Annotated in this window: 15 protein-coding genes; 7 read left to right on the top strand and 8 right to left on the bottom strand. The window is 72.1% G+C overall.

What is annotated here, in order from left to right:
- Positions 1-195 precede the first annotated feature (195 nt).
- A complete protein-coding gene (locus tag ACWD4A_RS20390) occupies positions 196-1,848 on the bottom strand; it encodes an AMP-binding protein (protein ID WP_451195712.1) in 1,653 nt (550 codons plus the stop codon).
- Positions 1,845-3,545 carry an AMP-binding protein gene (locus ACWD4A_RS20395; RefSeq protein ID WP_451195714.1) on the bottom strand — a complete coding sequence of 567 codons (1,701 nt, stop codon included), beginning with the start codon at positions 3,543-3,545 and terminating at the stop codon, positions 1,845-1,847. The genes ACWD4A_RS20390 and ACWD4A_RS20395 overlap by 4 nt, the downstream gene beginning before the upstream one ends.
- Before the next feature lie 145 nt (positions 3,546-3,690).
- Between ACWD4A_RS20395 and ACWD4A_RS20400 the strand changes: the two genes are divergently transcribed.
- The 3 genes from ACWD4A_RS20400 (at position 3,691) to lysA (ending at position 6,458) form a co-directional block, all read left to right on the top strand.
- The gene (locus ACWD4A_RS20400) at positions 3,691-4,524 is read left to right on the top strand and encodes a response regulator transcription factor (RefSeq protein ID WP_451195716.1); all 834 of its coding nucleotides are present in this window, start codon (positions 3,691-3,693) and stop codon (positions 4,522-4,524) included.
- A 174-nt stretch (positions 4,525-4,698) separates the two neighbouring features.
- Positions 4,699-5,094, top strand: coding sequence for an SAV_915 family protein (locus ACWD4A_RS20405; protein WP_451195718.1), 396 nt, complete (start codon positions 4,699-4,701; stop codon positions 5,092-5,094).
- A 23-nt stretch (positions 5,095-5,117) separates the two neighbouring features.
- Positions 5,118-6,458: a diaminopimelate decarboxylase gene (gene lysA / locus ACWD4A_RS20410; RefSeq protein WP_451195720.1), complete on the top strand. Its 1,341-nt coding sequence runs from the start codon at positions 5,118-5,120 to the stop codon at positions 6,456-6,458.
- Between the two features lie 36 nt (positions 6,459-6,494).
- Here the strand turns inward: lysA and ACWD4A_RS20415 are convergent, their stop codons facing one another.
- A complete protein-coding gene (locus tag ACWD4A_RS20415) occupies positions 6,495-7,031 on the bottom strand; it encodes a CGNR zinc finger domain-containing protein (protein ID WP_451195722.1) in 537 nt (178 codons plus the stop codon).
- 177 nt (positions 7,032-7,208) lie between these two features.
- On the opposite strand from ACWD4A_RS20415, the gene ACWD4A_RS20420 reads away from it, so the two are divergent.
- The 3 genes from ACWD4A_RS20420 to ACWD4A_RS20430 are packed head-to-tail and all read left to right on the top strand — an operon-like array spanning position 7,209 to position 8,931.
- The gene (locus ACWD4A_RS20420; protein WP_451195723.1) at positions 7,209-7,883 is read left to right on the top strand and encodes an AzlC family ABC transporter permease; all 675 of its coding nucleotides are present in this window, start codon (positions 7,209-7,211) and stop codon (positions 7,881-7,883) included.
- Positions 7,880-8,191 (top strand): AzlD domain-containing protein, encoded by a 312-nt coding sequence (locus ACWD4A_RS20425; protein WP_451195725.1) that lies wholly within the window; start codon positions 7,880-7,882, stop codon positions 8,189-8,191. The genes ACWD4A_RS20420 and ACWD4A_RS20425 overlap by 4 nt, the downstream gene beginning before the upstream one ends.
- Before the next feature lie 56 nt (positions 8,192-8,247).
- Positions 8,248-8,931, top strand: a complete 684-nt coding sequence (locus ACWD4A_RS20430) for an RraA family protein (RefSeq protein WP_451195727.1) — start codon at positions 8,248-8,250, stop codon at positions 8,929-8,931.
- Positions 8,932-9,160: 229 nt separating this feature from the next.
- Here the strand turns inward: ACWD4A_RS20430 and ACWD4A_RS20435 are convergent, their stop codons facing one another.
- The 5 genes from ACWD4A_RS20435 to mgtA all read right to left on the bottom strand — a co-directional run bounded on the left by ACWD4A_RS20435 (position 9,161) and on the right by mgtA (position 17,881).
- A complete protein-coding gene (locus ACWD4A_RS20435) occupies positions 9,161-10,936 on the bottom strand; it encodes a prolyl oligopeptidase family serine peptidase (RefSeq protein ID WP_451195729.1) in 1,776 nt (591 codons plus the stop codon).
- Between the two features lie 138 nt (positions 10,937-11,074).
- Positions 11,075-12,145, bottom strand: a complete 1,071-nt coding sequence (locus ACWD4A_RS20440) for a hypothetical protein (RefSeq protein WP_451195731.1) — start codon at positions 12,143-12,145, stop codon at positions 11,075-11,077.
- 435 nt (positions 12,146-12,580) lie between these two features.
- Entirely contained in the window at positions 12,581-13,651 is a 1,071-nt protein-coding gene (locus ACWD4A_RS20445; RefSeq protein ID WP_451195733.1) for a hypothetical protein, read from the bottom strand.
- A gap of 590 nt (positions 13,652-14,241) precedes the next feature.
- Positions 14,242-15,036: an MgtC/SapB family protein gene (locus tag ACWD4A_RS20450; protein ID WP_451195735.1), complete on the bottom strand. Its 795-nt coding sequence runs from the start codon at positions 15,034-15,036 to the stop codon at positions 14,242-14,244.
- A gap of 52 nt (positions 15,037-15,088) precedes the next feature.
- Positions 15,089-17,881: a magnesium-translocating P-type ATPase gene (mgtA, locus tag ACWD4A_RS20455; RefSeq protein ID WP_451195737.1), complete on the bottom strand. Its 2,793-nt coding sequence runs from the start codon at positions 17,879-17,881 to the stop codon at positions 15,089-15,091.
- Positions 17,882-18,362: 481 nt separating this feature from the next.
- On the opposite strand from mgtA, the gene ACWD4A_RS20460 reads away from it, so the two are divergent.
- Complete coding sequence (locus ACWD4A_RS20460) at positions 18,363-19,325, top strand: endonuclease/exonuclease/phosphatase family protein (protein ID WP_451195802.1); 963 nt, start codon at positions 18,363-18,365, stop codon at positions 19,323-19,325.
- Positions 19,326-19,597 lie beyond the last annotated feature (272 nt).

Here is a 19,597-nt window from a genome sequence, read left to right on the forward strand (position 1 = left end):
TGTGGTTTTTTCTCTGGGGTGTTCTTGGGTTGGGGGCGCGCGCCGGGGCGGGGGGGGGGGGGGGGGGCCCCCCCCCCCCGCCCGCGCGGGGCCCCCCCCCGGGGGCGGGGGGGGGGCCACTGCGGGGTAGGAACGGGCCCGCACCCCCGCGACGGGCCCGTCCGGCTCAGGGCGCCGGTTTCCCGGCGCCGGACATCAACTGGCGTGTGCCACAGGCTCCACGGGCGCCGCTGGCGCCAGCAGCATCGTCGCCCGCTCCCGCAGCTCCACCTTGCGGATCTTCCCGCTCACCGTCATCGGGAAGGAGTCCAGCACCCACAGATGCCTGGGGATCTTGTAGTGCGCGAGCCTCCCCCGGCAGAAGCGGGCGAGCTCGTCCCGGCTGAGGGTGGCTGCGGGGTCGCGGAGGATGACGCAGGCCACGATCTCCTCGCCGTACTTCTCGTCCGGGACGCCGATGACCTGGATGTCGGCGATCTTGGGGTGGGAGTAGAGGAACTCCTCGATCTCCCGGGGGTAGACGTTCTCCCCGCCCCTGATGATCATGTCCTTGATGCGGCCGACGATCCGTACGTAGCCGTCCTCGTCCATCACCGCGAGGTCTCCGGTGTGCATCCACCGGTCGGCGTCGAGGACCTCGGCGGAGCGCTCGGGCTCGTCCCAGTAGCCGAGCATCACGGAGTAGCCGCGGGTGCACAGTTCACCCGCCTCGCCGCGCGCGACCGTCGCGCCCGTCTCCGGGTCCACGACCTTCACCTGGAGGTGCGGGAGCACCCGGCCGACCGTCCTGGTGCGGTGCTCCAGGTCGTCGTCGGAGCGGGTCTGGGTGGACACCGGCGAGGTCTCCGTCATCCCGTAGCAGATCGCCACCTCGGACATGTGCATCTCCGACATCACCCGCTTCATCACCTCCTCCGGGCAGGGCGAACCGGCCATGATGCCGGTGCGCAGCGAGGAGAGGTCGTAGGTGGCGAAGTCGGGCAGGTTCAGCTCGGCGATGAACATGGTGGGGACGCCGTAGAGCGAGGTGCAGCGCTCGCGCTCGACCGCGTGCAGCGCGGCGGCGGGGTCGAAGGAGCGGGCCGGGATGACGGCGCACGAGCCGTGGGTGGTGATGGCGAGATTGCCCATGACCATGCCGAAGCAGTGGTAGAAGGGCACCGGCAGGGCGACCCGGTCGGTCTCGGTGTAGCCGACCAGCTCCCCCACGAAATAGCCGTTGTTGAGGATGTTGTGGTGGGAGAGGGTGGCGCCCTTGGGGAAGCCCGTGGTGCCGGAGGTGTACTGGATGTTGACGGGGTCGTGGCAGCCGACCTGGGCCTCGCGCTCCGCGAGCCGGGCCGGGGCCACGGTCGCGCCGAGCCGGACGAGCCCGGTCCAGGTGGGGTCGTCGATGTAGACGACGTCGCGCAGCGCCGGGCAGTCGGCGCGGACCTGTTCGACCATGCGCCGGTAGTCGCTGGTCTTGTGCTCGACGGAGGAGACGAGCACCCCGATGCCGGCCTGCCGCAGGACGTAGCCCAGCTCGTGGACGCGGTAGGCGGGGTTGATGTTGACCATGATGGCGCCGATGCGGGCGGTGGCGTACTGGACCATCATCCACTCCGGGCAGTTGACCGCCCAGAGCCCGACCCGGTCGCCCTTGGCCACTCCCTTGGCGAGCAGCCCGAGGGCCACCTCCTCCACGGCCCGGCCGAACTCCGTGTAGGTCCAGCGGCGGCCGCTGGGCACGTCGACGAGGGCCTCGCGGTCGCCGAACCGCTCGATGGTGAAGGCCAGGTCGGCGCCGATGGTGTCGTCGATCAGCGGGATGGCCGTGCTCCCTGCCGCGTACGCGGGTGTGGTCACCGGTGGTCTTCCTCTCGGTACTCGACTCCGCCGCCCCGCGCGGTGCGCTCGCGCAGCTCCACGCGGCGGATCTTGCCGGATACGGTCTTGGGCAGCTCCGCGAACTCCAGCCGCCGGATGCGCAGATACGGGGCGAGGGTCGCCCGCGAGTGGGCGAAGAGCTCCTTGGCGGTGGCCGGGCCGGGCTCCCAGCCCTCGGCGAGGACGACGTACGCCTTGGGCACGGCCAGCCGCACCGGGTCGGGCGCGGGCACGACGGCGGCCTCGACGACGGCCTCGTGCTCCAGGAGCGCGCTCTCCAGCTCGAACGGCGAGACCTTGTAGTCGCTGGCCTTGAACACGTCGTCGGCGCGCCCGATGTAGGTGATGTAGCCGTCGGCGTCGCGGGCGCCGATGTCACCGGTCCGGTAGTAGCCGTCCTTCATGGCCTCGGCGGTGCGCTCCGGGTCGCCCGCGTAGCCGGTCATCAGGCCGACGGGCCGGTCGCCCAGGTCGAGGGCGATCTCGCCCTCGTCGGCGGGCAGGCCGCTGACCGGGTCGAGGAGGACGACCGTATAGCCGGGGCTGGGGCGGCCCATGGAGCCGGTCTTCAGCTTCTGGCCGGGCGGGTTGGCGACCTGGACGGAGGTCTCCGTCTGCCCGAAGCCGTCCCGGATCGTGACGCCCCACGCGCGCCGGACGGTCTCGATGACCTCGGGGTTCAGCGGCTCGCCCGCCGCGACCACCTCGCGCGGCGGGGTGCTCAGCAGGCCCAGGTCGGCCTGGATGAGCATGCGCCACACGGTGGGCGGGGCGCAGAAGCTGGTGACGCCGCAGCGGTACATCTCCGCCATCAGCCGGGTGGCGTCGAAGCGGCTGTAGTTGACGACGAAGACGGTCGCCTCGGCGTTCCAGGGGGCGAAGAGGTTGGACCAGGCGTGCTTGGCCCAGCCGGGCGAGGAGATGTTGAGGTGGACGTCCCCGGGCCGGAGCCCGATCCAGTACATGGTCGTCAAGTGCCCGATGGGGTAGGACACATGGCTGTGTTCGACGAGCTTGGGGCGTGTGGTGGTGCCGGAGGTGAAGTAGAGCATCAGCGTGTCGTCGGCGCGGGTGGGCCCGTCGGGGCGGAAGTCCTCGGAGGCGGTCGCGGCGTCCTCGTATGCTCGCCACCCGGCGGGCGCGCCGCCGACCGCGATCCGGGTGTAGTCGCCGGGCACGTCCGCGAACTTCCCGCTGTCCTCGGCCCGTACGAGCACGTGGGCCGCCCGGCCGCGGGCGATGCGGTCGGCGAGGTCGGCGGGGCCCAGCAGCGGGGTGGCGGGGATGACGACGGCGCGCAGCTTCATCGCGGCGAGTGCGGTCTCCCACAGTTCGGTCTGGTTGCCGAGCATGACGAGGACGCGGTCGCCGGCCCGTACGCCCTGGTCGCGAAGCCAGTTGGCGAGCCGGTCGGAGCTGCGGCGCAGGGCGTCGAAGGACAGCCTGGCCTCGGTGCCGTCCTCCTCGACGATCCGAAGAGCGGTGCGGTCGTTGCCCTCCGCGATACTGTCGAACCAGTCGAGCGCCCAGTTGAACTCCTGGGGGCGCGGCCACCGGAAGCCCTCGTACGCGGCCGGGTAGTCGGCGCGGTGCGCGAGCAGGAAGTCCCGCGCGGCCCGGAACCGGGCCGTCGGACCGGCCGGCTCCGCGTCGTCCGCCAGGTGCTTGAGCGTCATGTGTCCTCCAGATCGCGGGGCGTGTCACCGGCCCGCTGGTTAGCATCGTGCGACGGTGATCTGAGTCTCACCACCCCCGGACGGGGGTAGCTGCATTTCACCGGTACGGGGATTCCGGATTCTCGTCAGGATGGGAGAGGCAGCGATGGGTGATGCGGACGGGGCGGCCGAGCTGAGGGCTGCGCTGCTGCGGATGCGCAGGAGCACGGGTCTGTCGGTCGCCTTCGGTGGACTGTCGGCGGGTACCCGGCAGTTCCGGATATCGGATATGACGGGCACGACGACGCCCGCGCTGCGCGGGCTGGCCATTCGCACGGGCAGTGGGCTGGGCGGCAAGGCGGCCGCGCTGACGAAGCCGCTGTCGGTCATGGACTACCACAATTCACACGTCATCAGTCACGAGTACGACGCGGCGGTCGCCGCGGAGGGGCTGCGGTCGGTGATGGCGGTGCCCGTGGTGGTGCGGGGGCGGGTGCGCGGGGTGCTCTACGGCGCGCTGCGGCGGCCCCTCGCCCTGGGGGACCGCTCGCTGTCCGCCGCCGTGGACGCGGCACGGGAGCTGGAACAGACCCTGGTCGTACGGGACGAGGTGCACCGGCTGCTGTCGGTGGCCCATCAGCCGACCACCGCGGACCCCGCCATGTGGGAGGAGGTCCGCGAGGCGCACGGGGAACTGCGCGCGCTCGCGCACCGGGTGCAGGACCCCGGGCTCCGCCAGGAGCTGCTGGCCGCGTGCGGCCGCCTGGCGCGGGCGAATTCCACGGACCCGCTGTCGCCGCCCCCCGCCGACCTGTCGCCCCGCGAGGTGGACGTGCTGGCGTGCGTGGCGTCGGGCGCGACGAACACGACGGCCGCGGAACGGCTGGGCCTGCGGCCGGAGACGGTGAAGAGCTATCTGCGCTCCAGCATGCGGAAGCTCGGCGTCCATACCCGGCTGGAGGCCGTGGTGGCGGCACGCCGGGTGGGGGTGCTGCCGTAGGTGCCGCATGGGGCACGGGGTGCCACAGGAGGTGTCAAAGGGTCGTCAAAGGAGTGGCACGGAGGGTCAACAGGCTGTCAATGAGCGGCTCGCCCGCGCGCCCGGAGGGCATAGCGTGAGCGAGCCGCGGCGCGGTCCCACCCCGCCGCACCGACAAGCCTTCCGAGGATCGTCATGCACCTGAGCCGTACCCCCTCCGAAGCGGCCGCCATCGCCGCCGTCGACAGCCCGCAGGCGGACGACGGAGAGCCCTCAGAACCCTCCCATCCGGCCGGGCCGGCCACGCGGGCGCTGCCGCTGTACGTTCCCGTACGGCCCTGCCCCAGCGGCTACGCCCTGCGGGTCTTCCGGTCGCCGCTCGGCGCCCGTACCGCCGTCGCTTTCACCTCGGAGCGGCGGCTTTCCGATGTTCTGGGCACCGGTCAGGTGTCCATCCGGCTCGCGCTGGCCGCCGTGCGGGCCCTGGCGGAGCCCCTCGGCGTGGAGTTCGTCTCCGTCGACCCGCAGCTGACGGCCCCGGCGGTCCGGCCCGCCGACGACGCCCCGCGGCTCCCCCCGTTCACGGCCTGAACACTCCGCCGAAGGAAGACCCTGTGTCCCTCGCGCCCCTGTCACCCCCGCCCCTGCCGGACCGCCCCGCACCGACGGCCGTCTGGCCCGCCTCCGCCCGCGCCCTCCCCTGCGGCGACCTCGCCATAGGCGGTGTGCCGCTCGCCGAGCTCGCGGACCGCTTCGGCACCCCCTCGTACGTCATCGACGAGGACGAGGTGCGCGCCCGTGCCCGCGCCTGGCGGTCCGCCCTGCCCGGCGCGGACGTCGCCTACGCGGGCAAGGCGTTCCTCTCCCGCGCGATGATCCGCTGGATCGAGGAGGAGGGCCTGAGCCTGGACGTCTGCTCCGCCGGTGAGCTGGAACTCGCCGCGCTCACCGGCTTCCCCGCCGAGCGGATCGTGCTGCACGGCAACGCCAAGAGCCCCGCCGACCTGCGGGCCGCGCTGCGCCTCGGCGTGGGCCGGATCGTCATCGACGGCACCGGCGAGATCGCCTCCCTCGCCGCGCTGATGCCGCCGGGCGTCCGTCAGCGGGTGCTGGTGCGGGTCGTGCCGGGCGTCTCGGCCGGTGCCCACGCGGCCGTGCGGACGGGTGTGGAGGGCCAGAAGTTCGGCCTGCCCATCGCGGGCGGCGAGGCGGAGGACGCCGTGGAGCGGATCCTCGGGCAGCCGCGGCTCGAACTCGTCGGCCTGCACTGCCACCTCGGGTCGCAGATCGCGGGCCTCGGTCCGTACGTCACCGCGGTCCGCCGGCTCGTCCCGCTGCTCGCCGCGCTCCGTGACCGGCACGGGGTGACCCTGCCCGAGCTCGACCTCGGCGGCGGCTTCGCCATCGCCTACCGCGACGGCGACCCGGCCCTCGACCCCGGTGTGTACGCGGCCCGGGTCGCCGGTGAACTCACCGCGTGCTGCGAGCGGTTCGGGCTGCCGGTGCCGCGGCTGACCGTGGAGCCGGGCCGCTGGATCGCGGGCCCCGCGGGCGTCGCGCTGTACCGCGTGCTCGCCGTCAAGCAGACCGGCGGCCGGACCTTCGTCGCCGTCGACGGCGGCATGAGCGACAACCCGCGCCCCGCGCTGTACGGCGTCCGCTACACGGTCCGCCTCGTGGGCCGCGCCTCCCGCGCCCCCGAGCGCGCCACGACCGTGGTGGGCCGCCACTGCGAGGCGGGCGACGTGCTCGCCGAGGACGTCGGGCTGCCGTCCGACGTCCGCCCCGGCGACGTCCTCGCCGTCCCGGCCGCGGGCGCGTACCACGTCTCCATGGCCTCCGCCTACAACCTCGTGGGCCGCCCGCCGGTCGTAGCCGTCTCCTCCGGTCTCGCCCGGCTCCTCGTACGCCGGGAGACGCTGGACGACCTGCGGAGCCGCGACATCGGGGACTGAGGCCCCCTCTCCCGCCGACGGGAAGGCCTCCCGGGGTCAACTGCCCTGGGGGGCCTTCTCCTTCTTGCGGCGGGCCCGGTGGGCGGCGGCCGAGGCGCGGTTGCCGCAGATGAGGGGGGAGCAGTAGCGGCGGGACTGGTTGCGGGAGATGTCCACGAAGACCTCGGCGCAGCGGTTGCCGACGCAGACGTGGAGCCGGTCCGTGCCCGTGGTGGTGATGACGCCGAGCAGGGCCATGGCGGCGTTGACGGCGTAGCGGTCGACGGGTGAGGCGTCGGGGGCGGCCACGTGGAGGTGCCAGGTGCCGTCGTGGTCGGTGTAGTGGGGGACGGCGTGGTGGTCGGCGAGGACGCGGTTGAGGAGGGTGACGGCGGTGGCCTCGTCGGGGGCGCCGAAGATCTCGCGCAGCACGGGCCGCAGGCGGTGGGCGGCGGCGAGGTCGGCCTCGGTCAGCGCGGCGCCGGGGGACATGCCGTGGCGGGCGAAGAGTTCGGACAGACCGTCAACTTCCGGCATCTTCTCGATGTTCCGCACGATGTTGTAGGTATTGACCAGGTCTTCAGCCAGCGTCACCGAAGGCTCCGAGTAACTAGTAAACCTCACCATGACTCCGTACTATGACTGTCTGTCGGCGGCACCGCGCACGCGTTGCCGTGGCACTGCACCTTGTCTGCCCGCGCTGAAGCAGAGGGCTCGATGGATTCACAAAAGGAATTACCCACCCCTGGCACACCCGTCTCCACCACGGACATGCATTCTCCCTCCGCCACCTTCCGAGAGGAAGCGGCGCAGGGTCTGCGGGCGGCGGTGCCGCTGGCCATCGCGGTGTTCGGGTTCGCCGTGTCGTTCGGCGTGGTGGCGCGGGCCGCGGGCATGGGGGTGCTGGCGCCGCTGGTGATGTCGTTGACGACCTTCGCGGGTTCCGCGCAGTTCGCGGCCGCCTCGGTGCTGGGCACGGGCGGCGGCATCGCCGCCGCGATCGTGGCGGCCGTCCTGCTGAACTCGCGCTATCTGCCGATCGGCATCAGCGTGGCCCCGGCGATGACCGGGGGCGTGCTCAAGCGTTTCCTGTCGGCCCAGTTGGTGGTCGACGAGTCCTGGGCCGTGGGCCACATCGGCAACGGCCGCTACTCCCGGGGCCGGCTGCTCGGCGCGGGCGTCCTGGTGTACGGCGCCTGGGTGGGCGGCACCGCGGTCGGCGTGCTGGGGGCGCACTACCTCGGCGACCCCGAGCGGTTCGGGCTCGACGTGGTGTCCCCCGTGCTCTTCATGGCCCTGCTGAAGGGGCAGATCACCAGCCGCAAGGCGCTCGCCGCATCGGTCCTGGGGGTGGCGATCGCCCTGATCCTGGTGCCCTTCGCGTCGCCCGGTGTCCCGTTGATCGCGGCGACGGCCGCCTGCCTGCTGGGGTTGAGGAAGCGATGAGCGGACTGTGGCTCGCGGTGCTGCTGGTGGGCGCCGTCTCGATGGCGCTGAAGGCGACGGGTCCGGTGCTGCTGGGCGGCCAGGAGCTGCCGGACGCCATGCAGCGGGTGGTGACGCTGATGGCGCCGACCCTGCTGGCGGCCCTGATAGCCACTCAGATGTTCGGTGACGGAAAGTCGTTGGTCCTCGACGCCCGGGTGGCGGGGCTCCTGGTGGGCGCCCTCGGCGTCTGGCGGAAGTGGCCGACCCTGCTCGTCGTGGTGCTCGGCGCCGCGGCGACCGCCCTGACCCGGCTGGCCATCGGCTGACGGCCCCCGTTCCGGTCCCCCGCTCCGGCCCCCACCCCGATCCCACGGAGAATCCCATGGTCACCAGCACCGGCGAGCACCAGGAGTGGCCCACCGCCGCGCTGTCGGACGCCGCGGCCCGCCTGGACGTCCGTCTCGGGCTCCCGCCCCGCCCCCTCGTCCCGGCCGTCCCCGGCATGCGCTGCTCCGGGCCGCTGCGCCGCGTCCCGCACACCGACGGGGTGGCCTCGATCTTCGAGGCGCTGGACCGTACGGTGGCGGGCGAGGTGCTGCTGATCGACAACGGCGGCCGTACGGACGAGGCGTGCGTGGGCGACCTCGTGGCGATCGAGGCCCGGCTGGCGGGCGCCGCGGGGCTCGTCCTGTGGGGCTGCCACCGCGACACGGACGAACTGGCCGCCATCGGGCTGCCGGTGTTCAGCCTCGGGCCGTGTCCCGCCTCGCCCCGCCCGCACCCGGAGGGCTTCGGCGCGGACGCCTTCACGGGCACGGGCGCGGACGGCGACAGCGTGGTGGCCGACTCGGACGGGGTCCTGATCGTCCCCGCGGCCGTGCGGGAGGACGTGCTGGCCGTCGCCGAGAAGATCGTCCGCGCCGAGCGGATCCAGGCCGACATGGCGCTGGGCGGGGTGGGCCTGCGGGAGCAGCTCCAGTGGGAGAGCTTCCTCGACCGGCGCCGTACGGACCCCGGTTACACGTTCCGCTCGCACCTGGCCCGGGTGAACGGGGCGCTGGAGTAGCCCGCCGACCGCAGGGTCTGCATCCGGCGCCCGCGCCGGGGCGGGCACAGCACGGTCCCGTCCCGCGGGCAGAGCGCGGTTCCCGTCCGCGCGGCGAACAGCACGGCAACGTCCTTTCCTCGTTCGTCCCGGGGAGGGGCTGCGGGCCCCGGCCCGGTCTTCGGTGGACCCCCGCCGCCGGAGGCCGGCCCAGGGCCCGCAGCCCCGGAACCATCCGGCACGCCATGGCTCAGCAGGAGGGAGGAACCGTCAGATGGGCGCGCACGAAGTCGAGTTGGCGCCGGAAGAGCGCCACCCGCTCGGTCACGTCGGTGACGCTGTGCCCGGCGTCGTAGCAGTGGAACTGCTGGGGCACCCCCCGCTCCGCGAGCCGCTCGGCGTAGGCGCGGGCCTGGTCGACGGGGCAGCGGGCGTCGTTGGTCCCGGCGCAGATGAGGACGGGCGCGCGGACGGCGTCGACATAGGTGACGGGCGAGGCCTCGCGGTAGCGCTCGGGGACCTCGTCGGGCGAGCCGCCGAAGAGGCTGCGGTCCAGCGCCTTGATCTCCTCCATCGACTGCCGGTGGGCGTCGGCGCAGTCGGCGACGGGCGCCCCGGCGAGGCCCACGGCCCAGTCGTCCGGCCGTACGCCGAGGGCGAGCAGGGTCAGGTAGCCGCCCCACGACCAGCCGGACAGCACCAGCCGTGCCGGGTCGGCGATGCCCTGGTCCACGGTCCACCGCCGTACGGCGGTGACGTCCTCCAGCTCGGTCAGCCCGACGCGGGCGCGCAGCGCCTCGGTCCACGCCTGGCCGTAGCCGGTCGAGCCGCGGTAGTTGACCCGGACGACGGCGAAGCCGTGGTCGGCCCAGGCGGCGACGGTCGGGTCGAAGGCGTCCCGGTCCTGGTCGTCGGGTCCGCCGTGCAGCAGGAAGACGGTGGGGTACGGGCCGGGTCCCGTCACAGGGACGGTCAGCAGGGCGTGGACTCGGCCGCCGGGCCCGTCCACCCACAGGTCGCGCACCTCGGAGGTGAGGGGCGGAGTCCGGTGCGGGGCGGGGAACTTGGGGTCGTCGAGCAGGCCGCGGAAGGCGGGCGGCCGGGCGGAGCTCGACCAGAGCAGCCAGGCATCGCCGTCCGGGCGGGTGCGGGCGTGCTCGATGGTGCCCCGCGGGGTGTCGAGGCGGGTGAGCCCGCCGTCCTTCAGGTCGTAACGGTAGGCGGTGGACCGGGCCTCGTGGTCGTGGACCACCAGCAGGGAGCGGGCGTCCTGGAACCAGTCGACCGTCACGTCGCCGGGCAGCCCGAGCGGGAGTTCGGCGCGCTCCCCGGTGCGCGGGTCGAAGATCACCGGTTCCCAGTGGTCGTCGCGCTGCTGCTGGAGCAGCAGCCGGGAGTCGCCGCGGACCGGGGAGAAGCCCACGGCCTCCAGCCCGCCCTCGTCGGCGGTGAGGTCGGCCACGGTGGAGCCGTCGGTGGCGAGGACGCGTACGCCGAGGTCCCACAGGTCGCCGCGCTCGCTGTGCGCGATGACGGCGAGGTCGAGTGCCCTGGACAGGTCGACGGCGTAGGCGGGTTCGTCGTGCCGGTAGAGCTGCCGGGTGGCGCCGCCGGGCAGCACCAGGTGGACGGCGGCGCCGTCCTCGGTCGAGCAGCCGAGCAGGGCGTGGCCGGCCAGTCCGACCGCGAGGCCGGACGGCCAGTACAGGCCGGTGGAGGGCGCCGCCGGGGTGTCGGGGCCGCCCTCGAAGGGCTGCCGCATCCACTGTCCGTACTCGTCGCCGCCGCCGTCGGCGAACCACCACACTCCGCGGCCGGACGCCTCGATCGCGCACTGCTGGGTGCCCGAGGGGCGGTCGGTGACCTGGCGGACGGTGCCGGCCGTGCGGTCCCAGACGTACACCTGGGCGATGCCGGGCAGGTCGCTGACGAACGCGCAGCGGTCCGGGGCGCTCTTGGCCCACGCGGGGAGGGTGTAGCGGGGTGCGCGGAAGCGCTGTTCCCATCGGGGGGTGTCCGCGGTCATCGCTGGTGTTCTCCTACGGCTCCGTCGGGTGCCCGCGCCCTCCCGCGACCGGGGAACGGCGGGCCGGTCACGGGTGGTCCGGGCATCCGGCGGCCGGTGCCGCCGGGCGGGCCGGGGTCCGGCGCCGCCCGGGTCGGGTCAGTGGCAGCCGCAACTGGCGGCGGTGACCCGGTTCATGCGGCGCCGCGGGCGTTCGCCGCCCGTTTCGGTGCCGGTGCCCGCCAGTGCCGCGGTGCTTCCGGCGGCGGTGGCCGTGCTGGTCGCACAGGCCAGGGTCAGCTGGTACGGGGTCTGCGGGAGGGCGCCCAGCACCAGGTGGAGGGAGGCCGTGGCCCGGCCCGCGGCGGCGGAGTTGGCCTCGGTGTTGAACGGCAGCGGCTGGGTGCCGGCGCCGAAGCCGAACTCGACGCCCGAGACCACGGAGTGGTCGGGGTGTTCGGCGAAGAGGGCCTCCAGCGCGGCGGCCGCGGTGCCCGATCCGCTGGCGGCGGCCTTCAGGTCGGTGACGGTGCCGTCGTCGACGGTGAGGACCAGCGGGTAGTGGGAGAGCCCGGTCAGCTGCTCGTAGAGCTCGTGGCGGCGGGGGTCGCCGGCGGTGCGGGCCCGGACGACGGGCCAGCCCTTGACCGCGATCTGGCCGGTGACGGTCGTGCCCGTGAGGTCGGTGGCGAGCCGCAGCCGTCCGGTGGGGGCGAACTGCACCGAGCCCGGGGTGAAGACGCCGAGGTCGGAGCGCGACCAGGTGGGACGGGTGAGGGTCACGTCGGCCACGGAGCCGGTGAGCGGGTCCTCGATGCGGAGCCCGCCGGCGGTGGCGACGGCCTCGGACAGCGCGTCCGCCCGCCGCTGCACGTCCTCGGGGTCGGTCCGCTCCAGCGCCTCCAGCAGGGATCCCGCCTGGTCGAGGGCGAGCGGCCCGCTGCCCAGGCGGACGGCGACGACGGTGCGTCCGGGGCCGATCTCCACCGTCGGCGCGGTCAGCAGGGCGTCGTCCGCGGCCACCACGAGGACGTCGGAGTTCTCGGGTATGCCGGAGCGCAGCACATCGGCCAGGGTCCGGCCGGGCTCCGCGAGGACGGTGGTGTGGTGTCGGTGGCGGGTGCCGTGCTCGATCCGGAAGAAGTCGGCGAGGGCCTTTTCCACGACGAGCACGAATCGGTCACGACCCGCCGTGTACTGGCGATAGGCCGTAGGTCGGACGACAATCATTGCGACACTCCCGGATGTTTTCGGTGCAGTGCGGCGAGGCGGGTCGAGTCAGCACCTCGACCCGCCTCGCACCGGTCCTGGCCCGGAGGCCGGCCGTCACTCGGTTCAGCCCAGCAGGGTGCCGAGGTAGTTGCTGTTCTTACGAACCTTGATGGTCTTCTTCATGACGGTCACCTCCTCTTTCCCTCGCATCCGACGGCCTCCCGGGGCTCAGCCCAGCAGGGTCCCGAGGTAGTTGCTGTTCTTGCGCACCTTGATGGTCTTCTTCACGGAGAACACCCCCTCTCGCCATCGAATCCGACAGGCCGCTTATGGGTCTTAGCCCAGGAGCGTGCCGAGGTAGTTGCTGTTCTTGCGGACCTTGATGGTCTTCTTCATGGCGGTCACCTCCCCTCTGGTCTTTGCTCGCGCTCCCCCGGGTGCGGGCCGGGCCGGTCAGTGACCGGCGGCCATCCGCACGCTGGGAGCGCCGCCCTTGTTGCCCAGCACCACTTCACCGCTCTCGGTGTAGACGGTGGTGTCGGGCGAGATGATGTCGAGGTGGTACTGGGTGAAGGGGGTGAGCCCCAGACCCCAGTGGAGGCAGCCCCGGTCGCCTCCGTACACCTCGTTCATGGCGTGGTTGCCCGGCAGGATGTCCAGGCTGGTGTTGAGGGCGTGTCCGATCTCCCAGACCAGGGTGTAGCGGGAGTCGATCTCGAACATCGCCTCGAAGGTCTTGGCGACCTGGGCTCCGGCGGGCCGGTGCGGGCGCAGCTCGGTGATGCTGCCCTTGCGCACCTTGGCGATCACCGCCTCGTGCTCCAGGCCGGCGAGCTTCCCCTGCAGCCGGGCCTGGTCCTTGCGGGTGAAGGACGGGGTCCCGTTGTGCAGGATGGGGAATCCGCGCAGGGCGATCTCGCCTTCCAGCGGCAGGTGCAGGCTCTCGTCGAACTCGACGATCTGCATCGGCAGGACGCTGATCTCGCCGGAGGGGACGATCTGCTGCTCGCCCCATTCCAGCGGGCCGGCCTGCTGGTTCCAGACCAGGTCGTCGGCGAGGTGGTCGAGCACGGCGCGGGTGCCGTGCCGTTCGTCGACGTAGACCAGGTGGTCGGTGGATTCGGCGAGTTCGAAGAACCGGTCGCTGAATTCGGCCTGCTCCCGCGCCGAGGTGTTCTCGATGACGCGAATGAAATGCCGGATGATATCCAGGTCGGTGGGCGTCGAGTTGCACGCCATGCCCATCAGCTTCCGGCGCGGGCCGAGCGCTTCCTCGGACGGGGACTCAAAGAATCGGTAAGGGGAGATGACCAGCGAATGCGACTGCTGTGGAACCGTTTCATCGGCGAGCATCGCCTCGAAGTCGTCCCCGGGCCGCAGGATAATCGTCCGGTACTCCGCGTAGGGGGCATCCCTGACGATCTCGAGTTCCTTTTCCATTTCCTGATTGGTGATCAGGCAGAAGACGCTTCCCTCGGCCGGCCCGAACTGGCTGAACCGGGCAGGATTGATCTTGATTGCCATAACCGGCATACCCCCAGATCGCTGCTTTCCTGACCGCAAGAAAACAGCACTCCCCGAAGGCCGCGCAATATGATCAACCACAACGGCCGGAATGCTGGTGGGTTTGATCCGGCACTTGTCCGTATTGCCGCCAGGGCGACGTTGGTCCGGGTTGAGAGAGGTCTCGCAGCACTTAAGTCCCTCCCGCTTCCGCCCGACACCGCCCCGGATGTCGGTGGTTGCCCCCTTGCGTCACCTCCCTCCCCGGCCTGAAGGGCCGATTCCGGCAAGGGCCGGCTACGTCGAATGTGCCCGTGAGGCAAATCGGGGACCTGTGACCTGACGCACTTTCAGCCATGATCCAGTGCGCGCAACCCGCGCCATCGGGCCCCGATCGCCGAAACGACGACCGGGGCCGACATGTGACGTGAATCACAAATAGCATTGACTTGCCATATGTCACCGGCACCCGCGCCGAGCTGAGACTGCGTCAACTCCCAGGTGGGCGCGGGTTTTACGGCATCACGGGGATGTCCGGCGGGTTCTCGGGGGCCGTCGCTGGAAGCAATGGCCCCGCCAATTCTTCGAGCCTTCCTCGCACCCGCTCCGGCTCACCGGCCCGTGAAGAAGTCCCGCACCCGGCGGCGCGCCCCGCGTCCGGCGGGGTAGTCCTCGTCGTCCGTGTCGTCCGGGCCGTGCAGCACGGTCCAGCGGACGGCGGTGACCGCGGGCTCCAACGAGAGCCTGCTGACAGCCTCTTCGAGCAGGCTGTCGTCCCGCCGCTCGGTGGTGATGTCCGCCGCCACCGCCACCTTGCCCCCGGTCTCCACGTCGCTGCTGTAGACCGAACGGAGCCGGAAACCGGGCCGGGTGACGGCCTGTACGACGAGGGTCCGGATATGGGCCTCCTCCGGTTCCGTGCAGACAACTTCGAAGTGGTAGTCGGTGGCCACTTCGGCACCGCCGTGCGCACCCCGGTCGAGGCCGCGGGCCAGCGGCCGCAGCAGGGTGTTGGCGCCGACCACGCCCACGGTGCCGAGCGCCGCGACCACGTAGAGGCCGGTCCCGGCGAGGGCGCCGACCGCGGCCGAACACCACAGTGTGGCAGCGGTGTTGAGGCCGCGGACGCTGAGCCCGTCGCGCATGATGACGCCCGCGCCGAGGAAGCCGATGCCGGACACGATCTGGGCGGCGACCCGCGAGCCGTCGTAGCCCGTGGTGCTCGTCGCCGCCACGAAGCCGTACTGCGACAGCAGGACGAAGAGGGCGGAGCCCGCCGCGACGAGCGCGTTCGTCCGCAGGCCGGCCATGCGCGCCCGCCACTGGCGCTCCAGCCCGATGATCGCACCGAAGCCCAGACCGGCCCCGATGTTGGCCGCCATGTGCCACTCGTCGACGATGACCATCGTCCGCCCTCCTCCTCGTGTCCTCGCGGTGTCCCGTATCCCTATCGGCCGGTCACAGCCAGGTGCTGAACCGCCGGATGTACCAGCCCTTCACCACCTGGGTGAGCGCGCAGTAGGTGAGCAGGACCCCGGCCAGCCACGGGAAGTAGCTCATCGGCAGCGGCTCCATCGACAGCGCCGACGCCAGCGGCGAGAACGGCAGGACGATGCCGAACGCCATCACCAGACCGGTCATCACCAGCACCGGCAGCGAGGCCCTGGACTGGATGAAGGGGATCTTGCGGGTGCGGATCATATGGACGACGAGGGTCTGGGAGAGCAGGCCCTCGACGAACCAGCCGGACTGGAAGAGCGTCTGGTGCGCCTCGCTGTTGGCGCCGAAGACGTTCCACATCACCAGGAACATGGTGATGTCGAAGACCGAGCTGATCGGGCCGATGCACAGCATGAACCGGGCGATGCCCTTGGCGTCCCAGGTGCGCGGCCTGCGCAGGTACTCGGGGTCCATCCGGTCCCACGGGGTGGCCAGCTGGGAGATGTCGTAGGCGAGGTTCTGCACCAGCAGGTGGATCGCGAGCATCGGCTGGAAGGGGATGAACGCGCTGGCCACCAGCACCGAGAAGACATTGCCGAAGTTCGAGCTGGCCGTCATCTTGATGTACTTGATGGTGTTGCCGAACGTGGTGCGGCCCTGCTCCACGCCCTGTTCCAGGACCATCAGGTCCTTCTCCAGCAGGATGATGTCCGCGGACTCCTTGGCGATGTCGACCGCCGTGTCCACGGAGATGCCGACGTCGGCGTCACGCAGCGCGGCGGCGTCGTTGATGCCGTCGCCGAGGAAGCCGACGGTGTGCCCCTCGGCCTGGAGCGCCCGGACGATCCGGGCCTTCTGCACCGGGTTGGTCTTGGCGAACAGCGTGGTCGTACGGACCAGGGCGCGCAGTTCCGCCTCGTCGAGCCGGTCGATCGCCGTTCCCGTGACGACCTCGCCCACGTCGATGCCGACGTCGGCGCAGACCCGGGCCGCGACCAGCTCGTTGTCACCCGTGACGACCTTGACGGCGACGCCCTTGTCGGCGAGGGCCTGCAGGGCCGCCGCGGCGTCGGCCTTCGGCGGGTCGAGGAAGGCGAGGAAGCCGATCAGGGTCAGCTCCGCCTCGTCGGCGACGGTGTACGTCGTGCGCTCGGCGGGGAGCGTACGGGTGGCGACCGCGAGGACGCGCAGGCCCTGCCGGTTGTGGTCCTCGGCGGTACGGGTGACCTTGCGGCGCAGCTCGGGGGTGAGCTCCACGCGTCGGCCGCGGTCGGTCATATGGGTGCACAGGGCGAGGACTTCCTCGACCGCGCCCTTGGTGATCACGATGTGCTCGCCGGGCTCGGCGGTGGCCGCGAGGCTGTTGCGGTTGAGGACCACCGACATCCGGCGGCGGGCGAAGTCGAAGGGGATCTCGTCGACCATGCTGAAGCGCGCGTCGACGACAACCTCCTCGGCCTCGAGCACGCGGTCGATGACCGCCTGGTCCATGAGGTTGCGCAGCCCGGTCTGGAAGTGGCTGTTGAGGTAGGCGTGTTCGAGGACCTCGGTGTCCTCCTGGCCGTGCACGTCCAGGTAGCGGTCGAGGACGATGCGGTCCTCGGTGAGCGTGCCGGTCTTGTCGGTGCAGAGCACGTCCATCGCGCCGAGGTTCTGGATGGCGTTGAGGCGCTTGACGACGACCTTGCGGCGGGACATGGCGACCGCGCCGCGGGCGAGGTTGGTGGTGACGACCATCGGCAGCATCTCGGGCGTCAGCCCGACCGCGACGGCGAGGGCGAACATGAACGCCTCGTTCCAGTCGCCCTTGGTGAAGCCGTTGATCGCGAAGACGACGGGGACCATGACCAGCATGAAGCGGATCAGCAGGAAGCTGACCTTGCGTACGCCGGTGTCGAAGCTGGTCTGCGGGCGCTCGCCGACGAGGGAGCCCGCCATCGAGCCGAAGTAGGTGTGCGAGCCGGTGGCGACGACCACCCCGGTGGCCGTACCGGAGGTGACGGTGGTGCCCATGAGGCAGAGGTTGTCGGCCTCGACGGGGTCGGTGGTGACGCTCTGCCCGTAGTCGTGGGTGCTGGGGGTCCCCCCAGCGGTAGCTGGGGGAGTGTCGGCCTTGGCGACCGGCAGCGACTCCCCGGACAGCGCGGCCTGGGCGACCATGAGGTCCTTGGCGGCGAGCAGCCGGAGGTCGGCGGGGACGAGGTCGCCCGCCGCGAGGCGCACGATGTCGCCGGGCACGACCTGGTCCATGGGCAGCTCGACGGTGGTGGGCCGGTCACCCCGGCCGTCCCGGCGCTGCACGGCGGTGGTCGTGGTGACCAGGGCCCGCAGCGCGGCGGCCGACCGGCCCGAGCGGTACTCCTGCCAGAACCGCAGCGCGCCGCTGATCAGCACCATCACGCCGAGGATGGCGATGCCCGGGTCGAAGGACTCCTCGTCGGCGACCCGCAGCCACTGCCAGAGCATGACGAGGTCCAGGACGACGAGGACGGCGATGAACGGGTTGGCGTACGCCTTGACGAGCTGGGTGTACCAGCGGGGCGCACGCTCGTGGGCGACGACGTTGGCGCCGTGGCGCTCCAGGCGGTCGGCCGCCTCGTCGTGCCGCAGTCCCTGCCGGGTGGCGCTCACCTCCAGGAGGACCTGGTTGCCGGGCAGCGAGCTGAAGCGGGCGAGCCGCTCGCCGACGGCGCGGGTGCGGGCCTCCAGCTCGGCGGCCTTCCTCCCCCGGCCTTCGGCCGGGCGGTGCCCCCATCGGCGGGTGCGACCCGGCGGTGCGAGCTTCTGCGGGGTGAGGGTGGTGTTGGTCATGGCGCGAAAACCTCTCTCCGGGCATGACGGCATGGCGAAATGGCGTCATGGCGCGGCCGCGCGGTGGCACGGTGGCGCGGAAAAGTACTGAAACGGGGAATTCAACGGCTGGGTGTGCCGGAAACACCGGAAAGGGGAAATGGCTCGCGACAGCGGTACGGCGGACGCACCGGGAACGGTACGGTCACCGGTCGGCGTGGAAGAGAATCAGCGAAGCGCTGTGATTACGCTCGGTGAAGAGCGGCCGACGGACTGTTGCGAGGACTTCCCTCGGGACTCCGACTGGTCATCCCGATCACCTCCTCGCTCGTACGGACAGCGCGGGTGCCGGGCGGGAAAAGACGCGTCGATGAACGCGTCAATACGGCCGGAGCGGCACCTTCAGCGTCTAGCTTGCCATAGGACGTCAAGCGGCCCGGCCGCGGGCGGGTCACAAGAAAGTCAAGCGACACGGACGACAGGGAAAGGCGCCGTGACCGGAATGCGAATGCCGGGCGGGCGGCGGCGGTGGGCACGGATCGGCGCGGGCGCGCTGCTGGCCGTCGTGAGCGCGGTAGTGGTGTGCCGGATCTGGGGGACGGACGGCGTGACGCCGATTCCCCAACTTCTGGCGTTCCTCCCGTGGTTGCTCGCCCCCGCGGCGGTGGCGCTGCTGCTGGCGGCGGGTTCCCGCTGGGTCGTCGGCTGCGTCTGGGGGCTGGCGGCCGTCGTGGCCGTCGGGCTGCTGTCACGGCCGTACGACGCCTCCCGGCCGCCCGCGCCGGGGCCGGTCAGGGCCCAACTGCGCATTCTCACCGCGAACCTGGAGTTCGGCGGGGCCACCCCGGGGCTGCTGGCGGCGCTGCGCCGGGAGCGGCCGGACCTGGTGTCGGTGCAGGAGTGCGCGCCCGAGGTGTGCGGGGTCGCCCTGGAGGGCGCGGAGGTGCGCGCGGCCTATCCGTACCGGGTGATCGTCGGCGGCGGACAGGCGGTGGGCTCGGCGATCCTCAGCAGGTTCCCGCTGGAGCCGGACGGCGCGGTACGGGGCACGCTGGCGATGCCGAGGGCGGTCGTACGGGTGGCGGGGGTGCCGCTGCGGTTCCAGGTGGCCCATCCGATGCCGCCGGAGCCGGGCCAACTGGACCTCTGGCGCCGCGAGTTGGCCCGGCTGCGCGCCGTGGCCGCGGGGCGGGGGCCGACGGCGACGGTCATCGCGGGGGACTTCAACGCCACGCAGGACCACGCGGCGTTCCGCTCGGTGCTGGACACCGGGATGCGGGACGCCGCGGCGCTGACGGGGCACGCACGGACCCCCACGTGGCCCGCGCTCACCGCGCCGCCGCTGGGCGCGCAGATCGACCACGTACTGGTGAGCGCCGCGGTGGAGCCGAGGTCGGCACGGTTCCTGGACCTGGCGGACACCGACCACCGGGCGCTGATGGTGGATGTCGCCCTGCACGGCTGACGCCGGACCGGTCGGCACCGACCGGCGAGTTCGGTCGGCCGGCGCCGCCCCTTCACCGGCCGACGTCCGGCCAGTCGGTGAAGGCCCTGGCGAATCCCGGACGTCCGGCGCCCCTTGCCCAGCTGACGCCGGACCAGCCGGTACCAACCGGCGGGTTCAGCCGGCCGGCGCCACCCGTTCACCGGCCGACGTCCGGCCAGTCGGTGAAGGCCCTGGCGAATCCCGGACGTCCGGCGCCCCTTGCCCAGCTGACGCCGGACCAGCCGGTACCA

This window comes from Streptomyces sp. NPDC002537 (genome assembly GCF_053594975.1).